This window comes from Pseudoalteromonas agarivorans (genome assembly GCF_024518735.1).
GTDB classification, from domain to species: domain Bacteria; phylum Pseudomonadota; class Gammaproteobacteria; order Enterobacterales; family Alteromonadaceae; genus Pseudoalteromonas; species Pseudoalteromonas atlantica.
On record NZ_JANIGJ010000012.1, the window covers coordinates 52,929 to 71,986 of the forward strand.

General features: G+C 42.2%; 16 protein-coding genes. 5 read left to right on the plus strand and 11 right to left on the minus strand.

What is annotated here, in order from left to right:
* The first annotated feature begins 116 nt into the window (after positions 1-116).
* On the plus strand, positions 117-2,438 hold the full coding sequence (locus NQT65_RS17655; protein WP_256851674.1) for a Tex family protein: 2,322 nt from the start codon (positions 117-119) through the stop codon (positions 2,436-2,438).
* Positions 2,439-2,521: 83 nt separating this feature from the next.
* Here NQT65_RS17655 and NQT65_RS17660 read toward each other — a convergent pair whose 3' ends face one another.
* The 3 genes from NQT65_RS17660 to bioH form a co-directional block, all read right to left on the minus strand.
* Positions 2,522-3,382 carry a putative metalloprotease CJM1_0395 family protein gene (locus NQT65_RS17660; RefSeq protein WP_256851675.1) on the minus strand — a complete coding sequence of 287 codons (861 nt, stop codon included), beginning with the start codon at positions 3,380-3,382 and terminating at the stop codon, positions 2,522-2,524.
* Between the two features lie 5 nt (positions 3,383-3,387).
* Complete coding sequence (locus NQT65_RS17665; protein ID WP_004588240.1) at positions 3,388-3,696, minus strand: hypothetical protein; 309 nt, start codon at positions 3,694-3,696, stop codon at positions 3,388-3,390.
* Positions 3,697-3,785: 89 nt separating this feature from the next.
* Complete coding sequence (bioH, locus tag NQT65_RS17670; protein WP_126008500.1) at positions 3,786-4,523, minus strand: pimeloyl-ACP methyl ester esterase BioH; 738 nt, start codon at positions 4,521-4,523, stop codon at positions 3,786-3,788.
* A 73-nt stretch (positions 4,524-4,596) separates the two neighbouring features.
* Between bioH and NQT65_RS17675 the strand changes: the two genes are divergently transcribed.
* Positions 4,597-5,274: a ComF family protein gene (locus NQT65_RS17675; RefSeq protein WP_256851676.1), complete on the plus strand. Its 678-nt coding sequence runs from the start codon at positions 4,597-4,599 to the stop codon at positions 5,272-5,274.
* An 8-nt stretch (positions 5,275-5,282) separates the two neighbouring features.
* On the opposite strand, the gene NQT65_RS17680 is transcribed toward NQT65_RS17675, so the two are convergent.
* The gene (locus NQT65_RS17680) at positions 5,283-7,838 is read right to left on the minus strand and encodes a M14 metallopeptidase family protein (RefSeq protein ID WP_256851677.1); all 2,556 of its coding nucleotides are present in this window, start codon (positions 7,836-7,838) and stop codon (positions 5,283-5,285) included.
* Positions 7,839-7,984: 146 nt separating this feature from the next.
* Between NQT65_RS17680 and nfuA the strand changes: the two genes are divergently transcribed.
* Positions 7,985-8,560, plus strand: coding sequence for a Fe-S biogenesis protein NfuA (gene nfuA / locus NQT65_RS17685; protein ID WP_096042447.1), 576 nt, complete (start codon positions 7,985-7,987; stop codon positions 8,558-8,560).
* A 6-nt stretch (positions 8,561-8,566) separates the two neighbouring features.
* Positions 8,567-8,836 carry a hypothetical protein gene (locus NQT65_RS17690; protein WP_029774191.1) on the plus strand — a complete coding sequence of 90 codons (270 nt, stop codon included), beginning with the start codon at positions 8,567-8,569 and terminating at the stop codon, positions 8,834-8,836.
* A gap of 9 nt (positions 8,837-8,845) precedes the next feature.
* On the opposite strand, the gene NQT65_RS17695 is transcribed toward NQT65_RS17690, so the two are convergent.
* Positions 8,846-10,117: an MATE family efflux transporter gene (locus NQT65_RS17695; protein WP_054983329.1), complete on the minus strand. Its 1,272-nt coding sequence runs from the start codon at positions 10,115-10,117 to the stop codon at positions 8,846-8,848.
* 42 nt (positions 10,118-10,159) lie between these two features.
* Between NQT65_RS17695 and NQT65_RS17700 the strand changes: the two genes are divergently transcribed.
* Positions 10,160-11,185, plus strand: coding sequence for a polysaccharide deacetylase family protein (locus NQT65_RS17700; RefSeq protein ID WP_256851678.1), 1,026 nt, complete (start codon positions 10,160-10,162; stop codon positions 11,183-11,185).
* 3 nt (positions 11,186-11,188) lie between these two features.
* Here NQT65_RS17700 and NQT65_RS17705 read toward each other — a convergent pair whose 3' ends face one another.
* The 6 genes from NQT65_RS17705 to NQT65_RS17730 are packed head-to-tail and all read right to left on the minus strand — an operon-like array spanning position 11,189 to position 19,050.
* Positions 11,189-12,220: a protein-glutamate methylesterase/protein-glutamine glutaminase gene (locus tag NQT65_RS17705; protein WP_256851679.1), complete on the minus strand. Its 1,032-nt coding sequence runs from the start codon at positions 12,218-12,220 to the stop codon at positions 11,189-11,191.
* Positions 12,221-12,228: 8 nt separating this feature from the next.
* Positions 12,229-12,852, minus strand: a complete 624-nt coding sequence (gene cheD / locus NQT65_RS17710; RefSeq protein ID WP_029774194.1) for a chemoreceptor glutamine deamidase CheD — start codon at positions 12,850-12,852, stop codon at positions 12,229-12,231.
* Positions 12,836-13,666, minus strand: coding sequence for a CheR family methyltransferase (locus NQT65_RS17715; RefSeq protein ID WP_054983326.1), 831 nt, complete (start codon positions 13,664-13,666; stop codon positions 12,836-12,838). The genes cheD and NQT65_RS17715 overlap by 17 nt, the downstream gene beginning before the upstream one ends.
* 60 nt (positions 13,667-13,726) lie before the next feature.
* Complete coding sequence (locus tag NQT65_RS17720) at positions 13,727-16,432, minus strand: methyl-accepting chemotaxis protein (protein ID WP_121638242.1); 2,706 nt, start codon at positions 16,430-16,432, stop codon at positions 13,727-13,729.
* 48 nt (positions 16,433-16,480) lie between these two features.
* The gene (locus tag NQT65_RS17725) at positions 16,481-16,966 is read right to left on the minus strand and encodes a chemotaxis protein CheW (RefSeq protein ID WP_004588228.1); all 486 of its coding nucleotides are present in this window, start codon (positions 16,964-16,966) and stop codon (positions 16,481-16,483) included.
* Positions 16,963-19,050, minus strand: coding sequence for a chemotaxis protein CheA (locus tag NQT65_RS17730; protein WP_256851680.1), 2,088 nt, complete (start codon positions 19,048-19,050; stop codon positions 16,963-16,965). The genes NQT65_RS17725 and NQT65_RS17730 overlap by 4 nt, the downstream gene beginning before the upstream one ends.
* Positions 19,051-19,058 lie beyond the last annotated feature (8 nt).

Consider the following 19,058-nt stretch of genomic DNA (forward strand, 5'->3'; position numbering starts at 1 on the left):
ATATTATTCAACTAATAAATACCTACCAAACTCATTAAATAGCAACTTTAATAAGCTGGGTATAACAGTACCAGAGGGATTTTCTGGTTTTATTTTTTGTATTAAAAGGTTTATGCATGAGCGATATCTCTGCACGTTTAGCCACTGAGCTAAATGCACAACAGCAACAAGTTGTTGCTGCTACAAAATTACTTGATGAAGGCGCAACGGTTCCTTTTATTGCGCGTTACCGTAAAGAAATTACCGGTGGATTAGACGACACGCAATTACGCCTTTTAGAGCAACGTTTGTCGTACTTGCGCGAGCTTGAAGAGCGCCGCAGCTTTATTTTATCAACCATCGAATCGCAAAATAAATTAACGCCAGCACTTAGTGCCGATATAACCAGCGCACAAAGTAAAACTGAGCTTGAAGATTTATACCTTCCTTATAAAGCTAAACGTCGTACCAAAGGGCAAATAGCCATTGAAGCAGGCCTTGAGCCACTTGCCGATGCGCTATTTAACGACGCAAACTTAGAACCAGAGCAACAAGCGCAGCAGTTTATAAATGCCGTCAAAGGCATTGCTGATACCAAAGCAGCCCTTGATGGCGCTAAATTTATTTTAATGGAACGCTTTGCAGAAGATGCCAAGTTATTAGCTAAATTTAGAAGCCACATTAGCCTATACGGCGCTATACAAAGCACACTTATTGACGGCCAAGAGCAAGCCGGCAGCAAATACCGCGACTACTTTGACCATCAAGAACCTCTTAAAAAGGTCCCTTCTCACCGCGCACTTGCTATGTTGCGCGCGCGTAACGAAGGTATTTTGCAGCTGAGTATTAACCCAGAGCCAAGCAGCGAAAATGCAGCCCAGCTATGTGCGCAAATGATTGCTGATCACTACCGCTTAGATGTGAAATATAAAGCAGCTAGCGCATGGTTATTAAGTGTTGTGCAATGGGCATGGAAAATAAAGCTTGGCCTACACCTAGAAAATGAATTTTTAGCAGCCATGCGAGAAAAAGCCGAAACCGGCGCTATAGATGTATTTGCTAAAAACTTAAAAGACTTACTAATGGCCGCCCCTGCTGGGCCGCGTACCACGCTTGGTCTAGATCCTGGTTTGCGAACTGGCTGTAAAATTGCCGTAGTTGATGGCACAGGTAAATTGCTTACAACCCAAACTATTTTCCCCCACGCACCACAAAATCACTGGGAAAAATCGTTACGTACATTAGAGCAACTATGTCGCCAGCATAAAGTAGAACTTATTGCGATTGGTAACGGCACCGCATCACGCGAGTCTGACAAGCTAGTAGGTGAACTTATTAAGGCCAATGCTGAGCTTAAATTAAACAAAATTATGGTAAGCGAAGCCGGCGCGTCTGTTTACTCTGCGTCTGAATTTGCAGCGAATGAATTTCCTAACTTAGATGTGTCTTTGCGTGGCGCGGTATCTATTGCGCGTCGCCTGCAGGACCCACTTGCCGAGCTTGTTAAAATTGAGCCAAAATCAATTGGTGTAGGCCAATACCAACACGATGTATCGCAAAGTCAATTAGGCCAAACACTGACCGCAGTGGTAGAAGACTGTGTAAACTCTGTGGGTGTTGATTTAAATATGGCCTCGGTGCCGCTTCTTACTCGCGTATCGGGGTTAAATAAAACCTTAGCGCAAAATATAGTAAATTACCGCGACACTAACGGCACGTTTACTAAGCGTAGCGAACTTAAAAAAGTTGAGCGTTTAGGACCAAAGGTATTTGAACAAGCAGCAGGCTTTTTGCGTATTAATCAGGGTAAAGACCCACTTGATAACTCATCAGTTCACCCTGAGGCTTATCCTGTTGTTAAACTTATTTGTGAGCGTAACAACCTTGATGTAAATAGCTTAATAGGCAATAGCGAGTTTTTAAATAAGCTGGTTGCTAATGACTACACCGACGAGAAGTTTGGTTTACCTACCGTTACCGACATCATTAAAGAGCTAGATAAGCCTGGGCGTGATCCTCGTCCTGAGTTTAAAACTGCTGAATTTAAAGCCGGTGTAGAAAAAATCACAGACCTAAAACCCGGTATGATTTTAGAAGGTGTGGTTTCTAACGTTGCTAACTTTGGTGCGTTTGTTGATGTAGGTGTTCACCAAGATGGCCTAGTGCATATTTCGGCAATTACTAATAAGTTTATCTCTGATCCGCGCGAAGTAGTAAAAGCCGGTGACATTGTAAAAGTAAAAGTGGTTGAGGTAGATGCCCCACGTAAACGCATTAGCTTTACTATGCGCTTAGATGATGAAATAGACACAAGCAATAAACCCGCTGCCGCGCCGCAAAAGCAACGCAGTAATCAGGGCCAGCAACCGCGTGCAGCAAAACCAAAGCGCGATAACGGTAACGCCATGATGGGTAATGCCTTTGCCGATGCATTTGCTAATGCAAAAGTAAAAAAATAATACCCTTTTGCTTCATTAAGTGATGTCTCCTTAAACTAAAAAGCCGCTCATTGAGCGGCTTTTTTAATTATGCTTAGCTGGTTTTAACCAAACGCAGAAAAACCACTCTCGTTTTGGGGGGAGCTAGTCATTTGATAAAAATTAGCAATACGGCCAGCTCGTGCGTCTACTTCTGGGTCGCGTGCTTGCTCGGTATTAGTATCGTTTTGAGACTCAGCGGTACTGGTTTCGTTTATAGATAACGCACTTTGTGGCTCTTGTGCTTGCGCTTCATCGTCAGCAGGGGCTGATAATTCAGCTTGCGCTGCGGCCATTTTTTGGGTTGCATCAGCGGCAATGGCTCTATCGGCACTAGAAGGTTCAGCAGGGGCAAGTGCGGCTGCACGTACCGTTTGCATTTTATCTATAGTGGCTTGCGGATCGCCGGGGATTTCAGATACATCAATTTGTACCTCACCGCCAACAGCGTAATTAGTGCCATCTGGTCCACGTTGGTATTCATAACTTGGTGAGCCTGCATACTGCCCACCCACCGATGCATGAGCTTGTTCGTGCACACGCACTTCAGTATCGCGCGCTTTAAGCTCTTCAATTTGCTGCTGTTCTAATTCTAGCTGTTGCTGATCTTGCTCTTCTTCGGGTGTCTCTTCGCTTGCTTGTTGGTTTTGTTGCTGTTCGCTATCTGAATCTTCGCTGCCTTGCTGGCGCTGCTCAACAGCTTGCTCATCACTGAGTTTTCCGGTTGCATCATAGGTGGCGGCTTCTGCACTGCTTGGCAGTTTTGCTTTATCAGCATCGCTTTGTGCTTTGGTTTCGGTATTACTGGCGCTATTGGGCGCAGGGGCAGGAATAACTTCGCGCAGTTGGTTGTCACGCCGAGCGGTTTCAGTATAAACATTGGCGGTGTTTATATTGATAGACGGAAATGGCGTGACAATATTCATAACGTTTAAACTTTAATATCGATTAGCGTACCAAGCACTTCATCTGCAGTTTGAATAGATTGGGTGTTTGCCTTGGCATTAAACTCTTCAACTTTTAAATTAACAAGCGCTTCGTCAACCCGAGCTGGTTGAGCAACAGGCGCTGTTACAGCCTCTTCAGGTCGCGCAGCTGTTAACTGGCGCTGTTGGGCTAGTTGCGTATCGTCTTGCTCTTCAATGGTGGCACGGTTTATCTCTGCGCTTGCTCGTTCTATACCTTGGCTTGCACGATTAAACCCTTCTACACCACTATTAAATACTGAACCAATAGCCATGCTGTACCTCCAAAAAATAAATATTGTTTAATTATCGCTCACTTCATGGGCAAAATAAAGCTTTAAACAGCACCTTTCTTTAGGCTATTTTAAAGCATTGATTTAACGGCAGATAAAAACTCTTTTTTATGAGAAATAAACGGTGCATGGGAGGCTTTGTCTAGTACTTCGTATTCAAACTCAGTATTTAGTGCTGCCATTTTATTAATTGCTTTGTAAGGTACCAGCGCATCTAAACGGCCAAATATCGCTTTTATAGGCACTGGGCAATGCGCAAATACGTTGCGTAAATCATCATTTTGTAAAATATTTAAACCCGCACTTAACGCCTCACTTTTAGGGGCGCTGTACTGATTTAGCAAGTGCTTTAGCTGCTTTATATCATCGCGTGCCGACTCACTACCCATGGCCTGAATAGCTAAAAAGCGCTCTATGGTTTTTTCTCGGTGATTAACTAATTGCTCTTTAAATTGCTCAAGCACGCTGGTTTTTATTCCGGGCCAATCATCTGCCTCGGCAAAAAAAGGGCTTGAGGCAACTAAAATTACTTTTGATACTTTATTTGGCCAATGTTTAGCAATATAAAGTGCAAACAATCCTCCTAGCGACCAGCCCATTACAATAGAGCCAGGGCTAAGTTGCTCGCTTACGATTTCAGCTGCATCGTGTAAATTATAAGGGCTTGGGCAGCTATTGCTGTTGCCAAAGCCAGGCAGGTCAATGCTGCGCACCGAGCCACTGTATAAAAACGTTAACTCTGGCTGCACTAATTGCCATACGCCTTGGTTCATGCCCCAACCATGTAATAAAACTAACTCGCTTTGCATATTTGCCTAACCTTAACCAAACTTAGCCACATCATAACGCTTACATTGACGAAAGCAACGCAAGGAGCAGCCAATGCAACACTCATTTTTTAATTGGTTATTTCCCTCTTATTGCGTGCAATGTCAGGGAGTTATTAGTGCTCAAGAGGGATTATGCGACTATTGCTTAGCGGATTTAAGCGTGTTTGATTTAAATAAGCACAGTAATTTATTGCACCGCCCGGATATTGTAGAAATGTTTCCGCATTGCGAATTTGATAAGCTCTTTGCCTGTACTTTTTATCAGCCCCCTTTTGAGCATTGGCTTAAACGGCTCAAATTTAATAATCAAATTCACTATAAAAAAGCGCTGCAACAAGTAATTAAACGCCAGCTATCGGTGTTTTTTGAAAATTTAACTACCCAGCCCGACATAGCTATTATTTTACCTTTGCACCGAGGGCGCTTTTTAACACGCGGGTTTAATCAGGTAAGCCAAGTGTGGCAACCGTGTTTGGCAAAACATATTTGTATAAGTAATGTGCTAATACGCAATAAAGCCACGCAAGCACAGTCACAATTATCTAGAGCCAAGCGGATTAAAAATGTAAAAAATGCCTTTGTATGTACACAAGATATGAGCGGTAAAACGGTGGTTATTGTAGATGATGTAATGACCACAGGCGCCACGCTCAACGCGGCTACCCGAGTATTAAAACAAGCGGGCGCTAAACAAGTCTGGGCTTTTGCTACGTGTTTAACGCCACTTTAAAGGGGTAGTTAATCACCTCTTACTCTAAATGTGTGGCCAAAAAATAAAGCATTACTAAGTAATCGGCTTGTGCCGTACCAGTATCCTCTAAATACAGGGTTATCTGTCATCGCAATAACACTGCCACGCCCGTATGAGTGGGCCATCATGGCTGCTGCACCGGCAATTTGCTGCTCATTTACGCCATCGGTAAACCCTGCTAATAGTGGTTTTTGCGGATAAGTGAGTATGTTTACAAACGGGGCGGATGATTTTTCTAATAACCAGGTACTATTTTTAAATACAGGCAGCGTTTCACGATTAAGCGAAAACGTTAGTGGATGCGTGGTGTCTACATCGGTATTAAAAATAGCGCCGGCTATGCGTTGTCGCCCTGCTAAATGATCTTTATCGGCGTAATTTAGTCCTTGAGTATTAAAAGCGCTGGCTACATCTTGCCTAGATAAATAATTAGCCTTAAGTAATTGCTGATCAGCTAAAAATTTAGCGCCGCCTTTGTGGCCCCAAATTACGCCGCCTTTTCTTACCCAGCTTTTAATGGCAACTTTATCGCTATCGGGTAAGCCCGAATAATTGCCATTAGCTAGTACAATGTGGCTGTAATTATTTAAATCTAGGTTACCTAAACGTTCCATTTCTACTATGGTCGGAGAAATACCAACAAAGCGGTCAAGGTAATACCATACTTCACCCGCTTCGTATTGGCTTACGCCTTTACCGCCCACAAGCAGTACTTTTGGCTCTTTTAATACCGCCATAGTGCGCGACCCTAAATCGGCGCCTTTCCCTGTAAGGCCCGTGGTAATAGGCTTTATCGCAATGCCAAACTGGGTTTGAGCATCGTTTAAAATAGCCACCCAATCAGGGTTTGTTTGCAGCCCTGCAGGAACAATAATGCTGCCAGGTGCAAAGTCTATTTCGGTGGAGCTGCTTTTAGCTGTTAAGGCGCTTAACGCGACACGCGCTTTAATGCCTTGCTTTAGCAAGCTATTTAACATTTTAGGCGCTAAGTAATCGTCCCAGGCAAAGCCAAATGCATAGCTTTGCTTTAACGCAGCAAATGATGGTTTAACTGCTTTTTGCCACGCAGTGCTGGCTACTTCTAAGCCCCAACTACTTTTTACTTGTGCAAACTCTAAATTAAAAGCGTGGGCGAGTGTCCAGCCCGACACATCATAAAATGTGTTATCGGCAAAACTTTTTTGCTCACTAAAAATAGCTTTTACTAAACGAAACTGTGGCTGAGCTAACGGCACAAAATAGCTCTGGGTGCTAAAGTTTTTGCCATTGGCTTTTAGCGCTTTTGTAAGTGGATAGGCGTTAATTTGATGCTGCTTTAACAGGTTTAAAAATAGTTTAATCCGGGTGTTGTCTTTAGCACCCTCAACCACATAGCCTTCAAAACTTTCATCATGAGCTAAATCAACTGCTTGGTTATAAAATTTAGCCTGATAGGTTAATAGCGCCTCGCGGTTATCTACCGCTGCTTGAAAGGTTGATAGGCTTGTTAATAACTGATTTTTAATAGTAAAAGGAAACGTAAGCGTACCATTTATGGTTTCTTGTACATGCCCACGTGAGCTGGCTTGCTCAAATAAAATACCTATACCGCCGTTTACATCGGGGTAGGTTGAACCCTTGCCGTAATAAAAGTCGTCAAAGCTTTCTTCGGTAAAATAAAGAGCGTTATTTTTATCTAAAGTTTTAGCATGGTAATTGGCTATGGCTTTAGTAAGCGTTACGTTTTCATCTGGGGTAATTGGGTGCTTGCGACTGGCAATGCCAGGTTGAAAAAAGTAGCTGCTGTTTGGCCCCATTTCATGAAAGTCGGTAAGAATATTTGGCTTCCATTGATGAAATTTAGCAATGCGTGCACGTGACTCTGGGTGTTGTAGTAATAACCAATCGCGGTTTAAATCAAACCAATAGTGATTTGTACGGCTACTTGGCCAGCTTTCTACGTGTTCACGCGTTTTAGGGTCGCTTGATAAGTTCATCCCCCGATTACTATTAGCCCAATTGGCAAAGCGAGCCAAGCCATCAGGGTTAAGTGAAGGGTCGAGCAAAATAACGGTATTATTTAATAATTTTTCTATTTCTGGGCCTTGCGCTGCAGCAAGGTAATACGCAACCAATAAAGCGGCATTGCTGCCTGATGACTCATTGCCATGCACACTGTATCCCATCCAAACTACAGCAGGCTCATTTTGTGTGTTTTTAGCTTGCTCACTGTTTGTTAAACGGGCTAAGTGCGCTTGGCGAATTTGCTCTAAGTTAGCTAGTTTTTCAGCGCTGCTAATACTTAGCATCACAAGCGGACGTTGCTCGTGTGTGCGCCCTATTACTTCAAAATTTATACGATTACTTTTTTGCGCTAGAATTTCCATGTAACGCACCAGTTGGTCGTGCCTTACATGCCACTCACCTACTTCGTAACCAAGTACGTCTTGTGGGGTGGGTATTGTTTTATCAAACTCTACATCTTGTTCAAAATAATACGAAAGTGGTTTTGCCATACTTGAAAAGCTAAGCATTGCCACCATTATAGTTACTATCCAGCGCATATAAATCACTCTAAAAATGTTTGTTATTTGCACGCTAGCATTGCTTAAAATAGATGCCAACTTTTTACGCTCAACACTAGCCGCAACACGATGAGCGGAGTATGATATGCAGTATCCGAGTAATTTAGTCAAGTATAGACGGTTTTATGATTTCTATTTCCGAAACAGCACAAGCGCATTTTGCTAAACTTTTAGCAGATCAAGCACAACAAACTAATATTCGTGTGTTTGTTGTAAACCCTGGTACATCACAAGCGGAATGTGGTGTTTCTTATTGCCCAGAAGACGCCGTAGAAGACAGCGATATTCGTCTTAACTTTAATGGTTTTGATGCCGTAGTAGATACAGAAAGCGCTCCTTTTTTAGAAGAAGCTGAAATTGATTTTGTTACCGACAAAATGGGCACTCAGTTAACTTTAAAAGCGCCTAATGCAAAGGCACGTAAACTAGGCGATAACGCATCGCTAAATGAGCGTGTTCAACACATGCTAGAAACCGAAGTAAACCCGCAGCTAGCTAACCACGGTGGCCAAGTAAGCCTAGTTGAAGTAACCGCTGAAGGTATTGCAGTACTTCAATTTGGTGGTGGTTGTAATGGCTGTTCTATGATCGATGTAACGCTTAAAGAAGGCATCGAGAAAGAAATGATTGCAAAGTTTGATGAAATCACCGGTGTTGCCGACATTACCGAGCACCAAGCGGGCGATCACTCTTATTACTAAGCAATAATGTTAAAGCCGCTTATTTATCGCTTAGGGAGTAACCCTAAGTTGAGTTTAACGCGCTTTTTTCGCGGCTTAGCACTGTTTGTGCTAGCCGTGATATTTATTGCCCTTGGCTACTACACCCACTTTAGTTTACAAATTATAGGTGTGGTTATTTTAATCCCGGCATTATTTTTTGCTGCATGGGGTTATAGCGGTATTTTTGCCAATCGTTTCTCGCAAGTTTTAAAAGATATGGGGCCAAAAGATCACGACCCCGACCTATGGAAATGACACGTTCGCTTAATCTAGCAGCTGATTAGTTGCTTTTAACTGCAAATACTTAATAATTAACGTAACGCCGCGCATAAGCATAAAGCAACTCATAGCCAGCCATAACGCATTATTTTGCCACTCTATAAACACCCAAAACACCCCAAAAAAGCCAACAGCAGCAGAAAGAATCATACTGTTACGCATATTTTTTGCCCGTGTGAGCCCTACAAATACGCCATCAAACAAAAAGCAGCTCATTGCTAACATAGGCAATACTATTACCCACGGTAAGTAATTTGTCGCAGCTTCTATCACCTCGGGTACATTGGTTAAAAGCTTAATAATAGCGCTGCCAAACACAGCAAAAAATACGCTGTATAACACGCCAAAAAGCATCCCCCAAAACACACTTATTTTTACCCATAATCTAATGTTATTAACGCTTCGCTGGCCTTTAGCTTGACCAACTTTGGCTTCGCTTGCATAGGCTATTCCATCAAGTGCAAAGCTTACTAACATTAAAAAGTTAAGTAACACGGCATTCGCTGCAAGCGTTGTTTCACCTATGCGGGCGCCATAAAAGGTCATAAAGCTAAAGCATAATTGCAAAATTAAAGAGCGAATAAATATATCTCTATTTAAACTAAGTAGCTCTGCCATTTTGCTAACACTGAGCCAGTTGGGCACGCTTAGCTCCACGCCTTGCTTTTTAGCGAGCTTAATCACTAGTAGCAACGCAAAAGCCAACGCGCTGTAATCTGCAATTAACGACGCCCACGCAGCTCCCGCTACTGCCCAGTCTAAATACACCACAAAATATATATCGAGCACTATGTTGGTAATATTGGTCACTAGCAGCAAGTAAAATGGCCCACGCCCATAATGTACGCCAAGCATCCAGCCAAGCAGCACTAAATTACAAAGTGCGGCAGGGGCACTAAATATACGAATACTGAAATACTGATATGCTTGAGCAAGAACCTCACTATTTGCGCCTGATAAAAATGCAATAGCTTGTTTTATCAAAGGCGATAAAGCTATAAGCGCTAACGCCACACACACGGCAAGTAATAAGCTGCGTTTTAAAAGCGCTGCCAACTGTGTTAAGTTATTTTGCCCGTATGCTTGGGCCACTAACCCTGTGGTGCTCATACGTAAAAAACCGGCGAGCCAAAATAAAATAGAAATAACAGCTGAGCCAAGTGCGATGCCCGCTAAGTAATGCGCGCTACCTAAGTGGCCAATAACAGCGGTATCAACAATTCCTAACAGTGGGACAGTAATATTTGATAATATCATTGGACCCGCTAGCAACAGCAAGCTTTTATGGTGTGCCTTATTATGTTTAAGAAATTGTTTCATTTAGTTTTAATTACTCTCATTTGTTTATCAGTACGTGCTCATGCGGCGGTTATTTTACAGTATCACCATGTAAGCGAAACCCTTCCGGCTGTGACCAGTGTAAGCGCAAATACGTTTACCAAGCATTTGAGCTACTTAAAAGAGCATAATTTTAATGTTATTGCACTAAATGAGCTAATAAGCGCTATACAACAAGGCAAAACCTTACCTGAGAAAACAGTCGCTATCACCTTTGACGATGGTTACAACAATAACTACGAACAAGCTGCGCCTATTTTAGAAAAATTTGGTTACCCCTATACTATTTTTGTAAACCCTACCCTTATTGATGAAGGCAAAGGCTACGTAATGGGGTGGGATAAATTAAAAGAGCTCGCAGGCAAAGGGGCGTTAATTGCCAATCACACTGCCCAGCATGACTACCTGCATATTAAGCTAAAAGATGAGAGCGATGCACAGTGGCAAGCACGTATAAAACAAGATATTTTGCATTCTCAACAGCGTATTAAAGAAGAAATAGGCCACGACTATAAATACCTAGCGTACCCGTATGGTGAGTTTAATAACAAACTACAAGCGCTTGTAAAAGAGCTTGGCTTTATTGGCATTGGTCAGCACTCAGGCGCTGTAAATAAAAACGCTAACTTTACCCGCTTACCGCGTTTTCCAGCCTCTGGCTTTTACAGTAAATTAGATACGTTAATTACAAAATTAAACTCTCGGGCGTTTAGTATTAAAAACCTAGATTACCAAGACAGTGTAACCTCACAAAACCCACCAACGCTCAGCATTGAGTTTGAAATGGGTGATTTTCATAAGAGTCAGTTTGCGTGTTATGTATCAAGTGTTGGGCAGGCTAAATTAACTTGGATAAACGACACAACTGTAAAAATTGACTCGCCAAAGGCGCTAAATAAAGGTCGTTCACGCTTTAATTGTACCGCCCCTTCGATTAAGCACCCTGGTAGTTACTATTGGTTTTCGCAGCCGTGGGTTATTCAGTAGCAATTACACCTTTATAGTCTGATGCAATAAGCGTTGGGTTACTTTATCAAGCGCAACAATTTCGTGAGCGGCGCCTAAATCAACCGCCGCTTTGGGCATTCCCCACACCACAGAAGAAAACTCATCCTGTGCAATGGTGTAACCACCCGCTTGTTTAATGCTAAGCAAGCCCTTTGCTCCATCGCTCCCCATACCGGTTAGTAACGCTGCCACAATGTTTTTTCCACCGCACTCAAGTAACGAGTTAAATAATACATCTACTGCCGGTTTATGGCGGTTAACAGGCTCAGAATCATCAAGCTCGCAATATAAACTTGCCCCTCTTTTTTTTATACTTAAGTGCAAACCACCTGGGGCTATATAAGCCCATCCCGCAGTGAGCTTGTCGCCGTGCTGCGCTTCTTTTACGTTAATTGCACAGGTGCGGTCCATACGCTGGGCAAACGAGGTACTAAATACCGGAGGAATATGCTGGGTAATCACAATGGCAGGGCAATTGGTCGGCATTTTTATAAGCACTTCTTTTATTGCTTCTGTGCCCCCTGTTGAAGCCCCTATCGCTATTACCTTGTTTAATAAAAATTGTGCATTGCTAGGTAAAGGCTCACTTACGGTGCTTACCTTTTTAAAACTTCTTACCCTTGCACCTGCCGCCACACGCACTTTTTGCTGCACAACATATGCATATTGACTCATTTGCTGCTTAACATTCACAGTTGGCTTGGCAATAAAATCCACGGCACCAAGCTCAAGCGCTTCTAAGGTGATAGGCGAGCCTTGCTGGGTTAGTGTAGAAATCATCACAACGGGCATAGGTCTTAAGCGCATTAGGTTTCTTAAAAAGCTAATGCCATCCATTTTTGGCATTTCTACATCGAGGGTAAGCACATCTGGATTGAGCAATTTAATCATTTCTCGTGCTTGATAAGGGTCTTCAGCACAGCCAACAACCTCGATATCGCTAGCCTGAGATAATATTTCGCTCAGCAAACGCCTTATCAGTGGTGAATCATCTATTATCAGAACTTTAACCATTACGGCTCCTAAAACAGCTCTATGTTAGTCTCGGTGGCTTTATCTTGTTGCTTAAGGTTTTGCAGGTAGCGCACTTCGCGTTTTTCAATTGTATTGTTGTGCAAATTCTTCAGCTTCTTTACGTGGACTTTGCCCGTATGCGGATGAAAAAAAATTTTTCGAGGCCACGGCCCCCCCATATCTTGTGCAACAAGATTGAGCGACTCTTCCTGAATATACGCATTGGCAAAGCTAATATTACCTATCCCTATGTCGGTCATTGCGCTAATTATTTTGCCGCCACCAAAGAGTTTTATTTTTAAATTTTTTCGCGCAGCACCACCTTTGAGTACTTCGTTGATCAGGTATTCCATTGCCCAATTCCCGTAGCGGCAGCTCAAACTATGGGCACTGTTTAATTCTAGGCCTTTTTTTACTGGCAACATAAAATGATTTACGCCACCTATACCGGCTTTTTCATCGTAAACACACGCTGCTATGCACGACCCAAGCACTGTAGAAATAAGCTCATCATTTTTTGAGACATAAAATTCGCCAGGTAATATTTTTGCCACCACGCTTGTGCGCCCTGCATCCCAGTAACGTTTTATATGTTCAAACCCTGGGAGCACCGGCCTAAACTGTGCGTGCATTGTGTTGCTTTTGATACATGGTTTTCCCTAAATTTTTAAACTCAGAATGCTCTTTTCCCATACTCTCTGAGTGCCCTAAAAACAAATAACCGTCACGATTAAGTGCATTTGCATAACGTTTAAATAAGGTGTCTTTTGTTTCTTTATCAAAATAAATAACCACGTTACGACATAAAATTAAGTCAAACTGCCCTTTCATGGGCCATTCTTGTAAAAGGTTAAGGCGTTTAAAAAAAATGTGTTTATTTAACTGTGGTTTTACTTTATATGTTTGCCCATCTTTGCTTTTTAAAAACCACTTTTTAAGTACATTGTTTTCTAAGCCATTTACATTAGCCGCGGTATAAATACCCGCTTGTGCTTTGGCTAATACATTAGAATCTAAATCGGTTGCTAAAATTTTTACATCCCAAGAACTTGGGAATAAATCGGCAAGGGTTATTGCTAAGCTGTAAGGCTCTTCGCCTGTAGAGCAACCCGCTGACCATACGCGTACTCGTTTTGTTACTTTGTTACTGCTAAGTAACTGCGGCACTATGGTGTTTTTTAAAAACTCAAAGTGGTGGGGCTCTCTAAAAAAGGAGGTTAAGTTAGTGGTAATAGCATTAATAAATGCGTCAAACTCAGCCTCTTTATTATTGTGTAAGTACTCTAAGTATTGAGAAAAGTTTTTAAGTTTATGCTCTCTTACCCTTCTTGCTAAGCGGGAATACACCATTTCGCGTTTGTGATCGCCAAGCACAATTCCGCACGCGTTATAAACTAAAGTGGCAATGTCTTTAAAATCTTTATCGGTACATAAAAATTCTTTCATTGTCATACCATCCCTTGTAAAGCAGGCTTGCTAGGGTATTAACTAGCAAGCCAGTAATGACTAAAACTCTTCCCATTCATCTGCTGAGTCTATAAAGTTTTCGCCTTTGGGTTGGGTATTTTTTAAATAGCCACTAGGTTGGCGTGCAGGGGGCGCTGAGCGTTCAAAGTGCGTATTTGGCAATGTGTTCATGCCTTGCTGCCCGAGTGAAAAAAAGTGCAATAACTGACGCATCTCGTTTGCTTGCTCAGCCATTGACTCGCCCGCCGCAGACGCTTCTTCTACAAGTGCCGCATTTTGCTGGGTCATTTCATCCATTTGGGCAACCGCTTTATTAACTTGCTCAATGCCTGCGCTTTGCTCTTCAGAGGCCTCGGTTATATCCGAAATCATTTGCGTAACACGTTGTACGCTTGAAACAATTTCTCTGAGTGTTTCGCCCGACTCATTTACAAGCACAGAGCCATCGGTCACTTTTGCAACGCTGTCTCTAATAAGCTCTTTAATTTCTTTGGCTGCTCCAGCTGAGCGCTGCGCTAAATTACGCACCTCACCAGCAACAACGGCAAAGCCACGGCCTTGCTCACCCGCTCTAGCTGCTTCAACGGCGGCGTTAAGTGCCAGTAAATTAGTTTGAAAGGCAATTTCATCAATCACGCCTATAATGTCTGCAATTTTTTTACTCGACTCGTTAATGGCCGACATACTCGTTACAGCTCTATTAACTACTTCACCACCTTGAATTGCTTTCTCGCAGGTTTCTTCGGCTAAATCGTTAGCGACTTTTGCGTTATCTGCATTTTGTCTTACGGTACTGGTCATTTCCTCCATACTTGACGCGGTTTCTTCAAGTGATGAAGCTTGTTCTTCGGTACGCTGGCTTAAATCGGCGTTGCCTTGCGAAATTTCCTCTGCGCCACTGGCCACTAACGTGGCCGATGAGTTAATTCGGTTAATCACATCGGTCAATTTATCTGCTGTGGTATTAGCATCTTGCTTGAGCTTATCAAACGAGCCTTGATACTCTTTTTCTATGCGTTTTGATAGGTCGCCATTGGCCATTGCATCAAGCATTTGCGCGGTATCACTAACGGCATCATCCACAATTTCAACTAAGCTGTTTAAGCCCTGCGCTAAGCGTAAGAAAAAGCCTTCTTTACCTTTTTCATCTACTCGGGTTTCTAAATCGCCATTTCCTGCATCGCTGACTAATTGTGCAATTTCTTTTTCTATTGCAACTTCGCCCGTTCTATCTTCCCACTCAACTACGGTGCCTATGCGTTCTTGTTCTGGTGTAAAAATAGGGTTTGCAACTAAACCAAAGGTGCGCCCGCCTACTTTTATTTCGGCTCGGTAAGTTGTTGTAAGCTTAGCTAGTAGGTTTTGTTGATGAGCCGGATTTTTATGGAATATATCAATGTTTTGCTGCATTAAATTGGTGCTATCAAAGTTTGGCAGCTCCTTTTTCAAATCATCTTCAGCAATACTCATCATCGATTTAACCGCGTTGTTCATGTATACAATTACATTTGAAGCATCGGCTATCATGGTGTTTGTTGCTACGGTATCAAGGGCTTGTTTTACTCGTAAGTTTTCTTGTGCTTCAGCACGTTCTTGCTCTGCTTTTGCTACGCTATCGGTAATATCTTCCCACTCAACAATAGTGCCTAAATGCTTACCTTCATGGTTTATCCACGGTGTAGCAATTAAACTAAAAATAAGCCCCGCTAAACGTAACTCAGTTTTATAAGGTTGTTTTAAGTTTTTTAATAGTTCGCGTTGATGAGCTGGGTGCTTATGAAAATCATCAACACACGTGCCTATTAAATTATCAACAGAAAAACTAGGTAGCACACCTTGCAACTCAGTTTCTCGCGCTTTGAGCATTAACTTAACCTGATCGTTTACAAATACAATATTTAGGTCTTTATCGGCAATCATTACATTGGCTTGGCAAACAGTTAACGCACTTGCTAAATCGGCAGCCTTTTTAGACTCGCGCTCTAGCTGTTTTTGCGCGGTGATATCACTGGCGTATTTAATAACTTTATAAGGCTTGCCGTTTAAATCGAAAATAGGGTTATAAGAGGCTTGAATCCATATTTCTTGCCCTTGTTTGCCTATTCGCATGTACTCGCCCGAGTCGTACTCGCCTCGTCCTAACTTATCCCAAAATTGTTTATACTCGTTTGTTTTAGCGTATTCTGGGTCGACAAATAATTTATGATGCTGGCCTTTTATTTCGCTAAGTTGATAGCCTAAACCATTTAAAAAATTGTCATTGGCAGTAATGATTGTGCCATCAAGATTAAACTCAATCACCGCCTGAGATTTACTAATTGCCTCAAGTTGGCCTTGCGCTTCAGCGGCCTGTTTCTTTTGTTCGGTAATGTCGGTAGCAAATTTAATTACTTTTAGCACTTGCCCTTGGCTATCAATAATTGGGTTATAGGTAGCTTGGATCCATACCTCTCGCCCTCCATTAGCAAGACGCTTAAACTCATTAGAAATAAACTCACCACCGCGCAAGCGTTGCCAAAAATTTTTATACTCGCTGCTCTGTGCTTCATCTGGTTCAACAAACATAGAGTGGTGCTGCCCTTGCACTTCCTCTAAGCGGTATCCCATTGCATTTAAAAAGTTTGAATTAGCTGTAATTATTCTGCCGCTGGGTTCAAACTCAATAACCGCTAATGATTTATTTAATGCATTAACGATTAAGTCATTACTTGATTCTGACTGCTTCGGATTACTAAACCATCCCATGCCCATCACCACCTTTATGTTTGTTTTTGTTGCTACATAGCGCTGTGGCTATATATCCATTGTTCTTTGTAAATCAATTAACGAGACCATTTTTTCGCCCACGTTCACCAACCCTGCGACATATTCACAATTACTCGAATCAGACAGGCTAGGGACGGGCTTGGCGTCTTGCTCTGCAATGCTGTAAACATCTGACACCGCATCTACTGCGATGCCCATTATTTTTGAATCGTTTTCAAAAATAACTTTTACAACAATAACAACCGTTAATGGCCCATACTCAGTGCTTGGCAAGCCAAAACGTAAGCGTAAATCTATTATTGGCACTATGGTGCCGCGAAGGTTTATCACTCCTTTAACAAAATCCGGCGCGTTGGGCAGTACGGTAATTTCTTCCCAACTTCTGATCTCTTGCACGGTTAATATATCTACGCCGTATTCTTCGCCAGCCATAATAAAGGTTAAAAACTGCTTAACGCCTTGCTGTTGTCCTAAATCAATTTTGTTGTTTAGCTCGCTTTGTTCACTAATCATGAAGCCTCCAGAGGTGTTTTTGATTCTATGATTAGCTCTTGGCTACCTGGTTTTTTAAGCCCTGATAATTTTATTAAGCCGCTAATATCAACAATTAACGATACACGCCCGTCGCCTAAAATAGTTGCTCCAGACACCCCATCTACTTTTTGGTAATTAGCCTCTAAACTTTTTATGACTACCTGCTGCTGCGAAAGTAAGTCATCTACCAGCAAACCCACTTTTTGGTTGTCGGTTTCAACAACCACCAGCAAGGTTTTGTCTAATGACTCTATGGCGTTTTGATGATTAAAAATTTGATATAAGCGTAAAATAGGAATGTATTCGTCACGCAGCCTTAGTACATCTAAGTCTTTACCCACTCGGCTTACTTTAGTGATATCAATCTGTAGTGATTCAACAATAGAAATAAGCGGAATAATATAAGTATGCTGGGCAACTTTAACTAATTGACCATCTAAAATGGCAAGTGTAAGGGGCAGCCTAATTGTAAAGGTAGAGCCAACGCCAGGCGCTGATGAAACCTCAACCGAGCCATTTAAAGATTGAATATTGCGCTTAACAACATCCATTCCTACACCACGCCCAGATAAGTCGCTAACCGCATCGGCGGTAGAAAAGCCAGGCATAAAAATAAGCTCGTTAATTTCATCATCTGTTAAATTACAATCAGCGGTGATCAGCTCATTAGCAATGGCTTTTTCTTTAATTTTTTGCGTATTTAAGCCTTGCCCATCGTCCATTATTTCTATCACGATATTGCCGCCTTGATGAAAGGCATTTAAGGTCACAGTGCCCACTGGGTCTTTACCTGCGGCAACCCGCTGTTCAATTGTTTCAAGGCCATGGTCGAGCGAATTTCTGACTAGGTGCACCATAGGGTCAGATATTTTTTCCATTACCGTTTTATCTAGCTCGGTTTGCTCGCCTAATAATTTTAACTCCACCTGTTTATTTAGTTTTTGCGCTATATCGCGCACTAAACGCGGAAACCGGCTAAATACAAAGTTAATCGGTAACATACGAATACGCATAACATTTTCTTGCAGGTCTCGGGTATTGTGCGCCAGTTGTGCCAAACCTTCTTGTAATGACGTAATGGTCGATTCGCTAATTTCTTGCTCGCTCAACTGATTTAACATGGCTTGTGTTATCACCAGCTCACCGACCATGTTTATTAACGAGTCTACTTTATCTATTCCTACTCTTATGGAGGTAGACTCTGGTGCTGATGCTGGCTTTTTATCGGCTGTGGGTTTGCTTTTAGGTTTGTCGGGTGCTTTTTTAGCATCGCTAATAGGTGGTGTTTGAGCTGTGCTGTCGTTGCTCTTTTCATCAGCGTTTGCGCTGTGAGAAGTGTCTTCATCAAATAACCCGCCACAAAGCTCTATTTTTATATCGGCATCATCTTCTACCCATTCAAATACCTCTTTAATGGCGGCTTCTTTTTCGCTGGTATTTAAAAAAAAGCGCCAGTGTAAGTAGCACTCGTCACTGCTTAAATCTTTAATATCTGGGATATCGTCTAAAAATGCCTGTGTTTCAAGCTCACCGAGTTCAGCTAATTCGCTGATCATAAATAAAGGCTCGTTGCCTGTTTTAAAAAGGTGATGATGCGGTTTAAAATCAATTTGAAAGGTATTTACCTCAGCAGCAGCCGTTACTTCGCTTACCTCGCTTGGGGCTGAATCGGCTTGCATCTCGAGTACAATTTCAAACTGTTTTTTTAAGGTTGTAGCGTGTGATAAATCAGGCTCTTGCTCTGCTTGCAGCTCACCGAGTAACCCACGCAAGCAATCAACAGCTTTAAGCAATAAATTAACGTGCTCGGTGGTGAGTTCGCGCTCACCTTGGCGTATTTGATCCAGTAGGGTTTCTAGCACATGGGTAAACTCAGCAACAGAGTTAAAGCCAAAGGTGCCACTGCCCCCTTTAATTGAGTGCGCAGCTCTAAAAATAGTATTTATTATTTCTAAGTCTTCTTCGCCGGGCTCTAAATTTAATAGCTCGGCCTCCATTGTATCTAGGCCTTCAAAACTTTCTTCAAAGAACACTTCAAAAAATTGACTTAAATCTATACTCACGCCGCACT

Bases quoted from the DNA above. Each gene is read 5' to 3' on its own strand.
- NQT65_RS17725 (WP_004588228.1), bottom strand. From the start codon at position 16,966: ATGATTAGTGAACAAAGCGAGCTAAACAACAAAATTGATTTAGGACAA.
- NQT65_RS17700 (WP_256851678.1), top strand. From the start codon at position 10,160: ATGTTTAAGAAATTGTTTCATTTAGTTTTAATTACTCTCATTTGTTTA.
- NQT65_RS17675 (WP_256851676.1), top strand. From the start codon at position 4,597: ATGCAACACTCATTTTTTAATTGGTTATTTCCCTCTTATTGCGTGCAA.
- NQT65_RS17720 (WP_121638242.1), bottom strand. From the start codon at position 16,432: ATGGGATGGTTTAGTAATCCGAAGCAGTCAGAATCAAGTAATGACTTA.
- NQT65_RS17655 (WP_256851674.1), top strand. From the start codon at position 117: ATGAGCGATATCTCTGCACGTTTAGCCACTGAGCTAAATGCACAACAG.
- NQT65_RS17690 (WP_029774191.1), top strand. From the start codon at position 8,567: ATGTTAAAGCCGCTTATTTATCGCTTAGGGAGTAACCCTAAGTTGAGT.
- NQT65_RS17695 (WP_054983329.1), bottom strand. From the start codon at position 10,117: ATGATATTATCAAATATTACTGTCCCACTGTTAGGAATTGTTGATACC.
- cheD (WP_029774194.1), bottom strand. From the start codon at position 12,852: ATGCACGCACAGTTTAGGCCGGTGCTCCCAGGGTTTGAACATATAAAA.
- NQT65_RS17705 (WP_256851679.1), bottom strand. From the start codon at position 12,220: ATGGTTAAAGTTCTGATAATAGATGATTCACCACTGATAAGGCGTTTG.
- NQT65_RS17660 (WP_256851675.1), bottom strand. From the start codon at position 3,382: ATGAATATTGTCACGCCATTTCCGTCTATCAATATAAACACCGCCAAT.
- bioH (WP_126008500.1), bottom strand. From the start codon at position 4,523: ATGCAAAGCGAGTTAGTTTTATTACATGGTTGGGGCATGAACCAAGGC.
- NQT65_RS17665 (WP_004588240.1), bottom strand. From the start codon at position 3,696: ATGGCTATTGGTTCAGTATTTAATAGTGGTGTAGAAGGGTTTAATCGT.
- NQT65_RS17680 (WP_256851677.1), bottom strand. From the start codon at position 7,838: ATGCGCTGGATAGTAACTATAATGGTGGCAATGCTTAGCTTTTCAAGT.
- NQT65_RS17715 (WP_054983326.1), bottom strand. From the start codon at position 13,666: ATGAAAGAATTTTTATGTACCGATAAAGATTTTAAAGACATTGCCACT.
- nfuA (WP_096042447.1), top strand. From the start codon at position 7,985: ATGATTTCTATTTCCGAAACAGCACAAGCGCATTTTGCTAAACTTTTA.